At 75.9% G+C, this 2,766-nt stretch carries 4 protein-coding genes; 2 read left to right on the top strand and 2 right to left on the bottom strand.

Translation table 11 applies throughout. From position 1 onward, the window contains the following. A partial coding sequence (locus G3I42_RS31845) for a class F sortase (RefSeq protein ID WP_164291160.1) occupies positions 1 to 505 on the top strand: 505 nt, incomplete at its 5' end. A gap of 9 nt (positions 506 to 514) precedes the next feature. On the opposite strand, the gene G3I42_RS31840 is transcribed toward G3I42_RS31845, so the two are convergent. Continuing rightward, entirely contained in the window at positions 515 to 976 is a 462-nt protein-coding gene (locus G3I42_RS31840) for a MarR family transcriptional regulator (protein WP_164291159.1), read from the bottom strand. A 132-nt stretch (positions 977 to 1,108) separates the two neighbouring features. Here G3I42_RS31840 and G3I42_RS31835 point away from each other — a divergent pair, with 132 nt between their 5' ends. Further along, entirely contained in the window at positions 1,109 to 2,026 is a 918-nt protein-coding gene (locus G3I42_RS31835) for a dienelactone hydrolase family protein (RefSeq protein ID WP_164291158.1), read from the top strand. Positions 2,027 to 2,102: 76 nt separating this feature from the next. Here the strand turns inward: G3I42_RS31835 and G3I42_RS31830 are convergent. Next, positions 2,103 to 2,766 (bottom strand): polysaccharide deacetylase family protein (locus G3I42_RS31830; RefSeq protein WP_164291157.1); only part of this gene is annotated, 664 nt, incomplete at its 5' end.

Raw genomic sequence — 2,766 nt, 5'->3', positions numbered from 1 at the left:
CGCGCCCGGGAGCGCCTCGCCGGCCACGGGCAAGGCGCGGGGGCTCGGCTTCTCGCGGCCCCGGCGGGTGCGCGTGGCGGACATCCGGGTCGACGCGCCCGTACGGCCCGTCGGGCTCGACGCGCAGGGCTGGGTGCAGGCGCCGCCACCCGCCGAGCGCAATCTCGTGGGCTGGTTCACGGGCAGCGTCTCCCCCGGGGAACGCGGCCCCGCCGTCCTCGTCGGGCACGTCGACAACGAGGAGGGCCCGGCCGTCTTCTACGGCCTCGGGGCGCTGCGCAAGGGCCGGCACATCGCGGTGGAGCGGGCGGACGGGCGGACGGTGCTCTTCGAGGTGTACGGGGTCGAGGTCTTCGCCCAGGACGACTTCCCGGGCGAGCGCGTCTACGGGGCGACGGCGGGTCCCGAGCTGCGGGTCATCACGTGCGGCGGGGCCTACCACAGGGGCACGGGGTACGACGGCAACGTCGTCGTGTTCGCGCGGATGGTGGGCTCGGCGCGCTGAGCCGGGCGTTCAGCCGCGCGGCGCGTTCGCCCGCAGCCGCGTGGCGATCGGGCGCAGGAGTTCGCCGAGCGCGCGGACGCCTTCGGGCGACAGGTGATCGAGGACCTGGTCCCTGATCTCGTCCATGTGCCCGGCGGCGGCCGTCAGGAAGACCTTGCGCCCCTCGTCCGTGAGCGAGACGTACCGGTGCGAGCCGCGCCGTTCCCGCGTGACGAGGCCGCGCCCCTCCAGCCGTGTGACGGTGTGCGACAGGCGGGAGAACGAGCCCGAGGTGATCTCGACGAGCCCGGTCATCGCGGCGGTGCGCTCGGGCGCCCGGTACAGCGTGAGGAGCACCGCGTAGTCGTAGTGCCCGAGCCCCGCGTCCCGCCGCAGCCGCTGGTCCATGACGGCGGGCAGGAGCTGCGCGACGAGGTGCAACTGCGTCCACGCGTCCTCCTCCTCGGCGCTGAGCACGGGCCTGTGGGCCATGACGTTTCCCTTCGCGGTCCGGATTCGGGGCCTGGACTTCCGCACTTGACCATTCAAGTACCGGCTCCCTACGGTAGCACTTGAACGCTCAAGTAGAGCGCGTCGGACGATCACCGGAAAGAAGCACCACCCATGCCCCACGCAAGCCCCTCCCCCGTCGTTTCCGTCAAGCCCCTCACGCTCCCCGCCCCGGGCCGCGGCACCGAGCTGCGCCTCCGCGTCGCGGCGCCCGCGACCGGCGAGCGGCTGCCCGTCGTGCTGTTCGCGCACGGCTTCGGCTCCTCGCTGGAGGGGTACGGGCCACTCGCCGACCACTGGGCCGCGCGCGGATTCGTCGTGATCCAGCCGACCCATCTGGACTCCAAGGCGCTGGGCCTCGCGGCGGACGATCCGCGCAGGCCCCGCTTCTGGCGGCACCGCGTCGAGGACATGAAGCGCGTCCTGGACGACCTCGGCGCGCTCGTGGCGCACGTGCCGGGGCTCGCGGAGCGCGTCGACACCGGCCGGATCGCGGCGGCCGGGCACTCCTTCGGGGGCCAGACGGCGGGCGTACTGCTCGGCCTGCGGGTGACCGACCCGGAGACCGGTACGGCGCAGGACCTGTCGGACGCGCGCGTCTCGGCGGGCGTGCTGATCGCCACGGCGGGCAGCGGCGGCGCGGACCTCACGCCGTTCGCCACCACGCACCTGCCGTGGCTGCGCGGCCAGGACTTCTCCGCGCTGCGCCGCCCCGCCCTCGTCGTCGCCGGGGACGCGGACGACCTCCCGCTCTCGGTGCGCGGAGCGGAGTGGACGCAGGACCCGTACACGCTGAGCCCGGGGCCGAAGAGCCTGCTGACGGTCCACGGCGGGGAGCACTCCCTCGGCGGGATACCCGGGTACGGGTCCGCCGAGACCACCGACGAGAACCCGGCCCGCCTCGCCCTCGTCCAGGACGTCACCACGGCCTACCTGCACGACGTCCTCGGCACGGACGGCACGGCGTGGTCGCGGGCCCGCGCCGAACTGGCCGGCGGAGCACACCCGCTGGGACGCCTGGAGTCGAAGTAGCGAAGCGCGGCAGCGAGGGCGCGGCGCCTGGCAGCGAGGCGGCGGCGGGAGCCGCGCCCGCTACCGGGCAAGCGCCCTACGTCAGCCGTCGGTCCGGCTGGACCAGGTCCCAGCCGTCCGCCGCGAGCCGGGGCAGGAAGCGGCGCAGCGCGGCGACCGTCTGGGCGCGGTCCCCGCCGCCGTCGTGGCACAGGACGACGGCCCCGGGGCGCGCCCCGGCGAGGACGCGGCGGGTGATCGCGGCGGCTCCGGGGCGGGACCAGTCCTCCGTGTCGACGTTCCAGGCGAGCGGTTCCATGCCGTGCCGGGCGCCGAGCGCGTACACGGGGCCGTCCCACGCGCCGTAGGGGGCGCGGAACCAGGCGGGCGCGCGGCCCGTGGCGCGGCGGACGGTCTCGCTGGTACGGGCGATCTCCTCCTCGACGGCCGCGTGCCCGAGCCCCGCCAGCCGGCGGTGGTCCCAGGTGTGGTTGCCGACCAAGTGGCCCGCCTCGGTGATGCGGCGCAGCAGCGCCGGGTGTTTCGCGGCCTCCTTGCCGCACACGAAGAAGGTCGCGCGGACCTCGTGGGCCGCCAGCACGGCGAGGATCTCGGGGGTCCAGCGCGGGTCGGGCCCGTCGTCGAAGGTGAGCGCGAGCGCGTGCCCGGCGCGGGAGAGCCGGGCGAAGGGCGCGGTGCGGACCGGCGGCGGGGGTGGGGGCGCGGGGGCCGCGGTACGGGGGCCCGGGACGGGCTCCGGG

Source organism: Streptomyces sp. SID11385 (assembly GCF_010548245.1).
In the GTDB taxonomy this organism is placed as follows: Bacteria; Actinomycetota; Actinomycetes; order Streptomycetales; family Streptomycetaceae; genus Streptomyces.
This window is presented reverse-complemented; position numbering and strand designations above follow the sequence as displayed.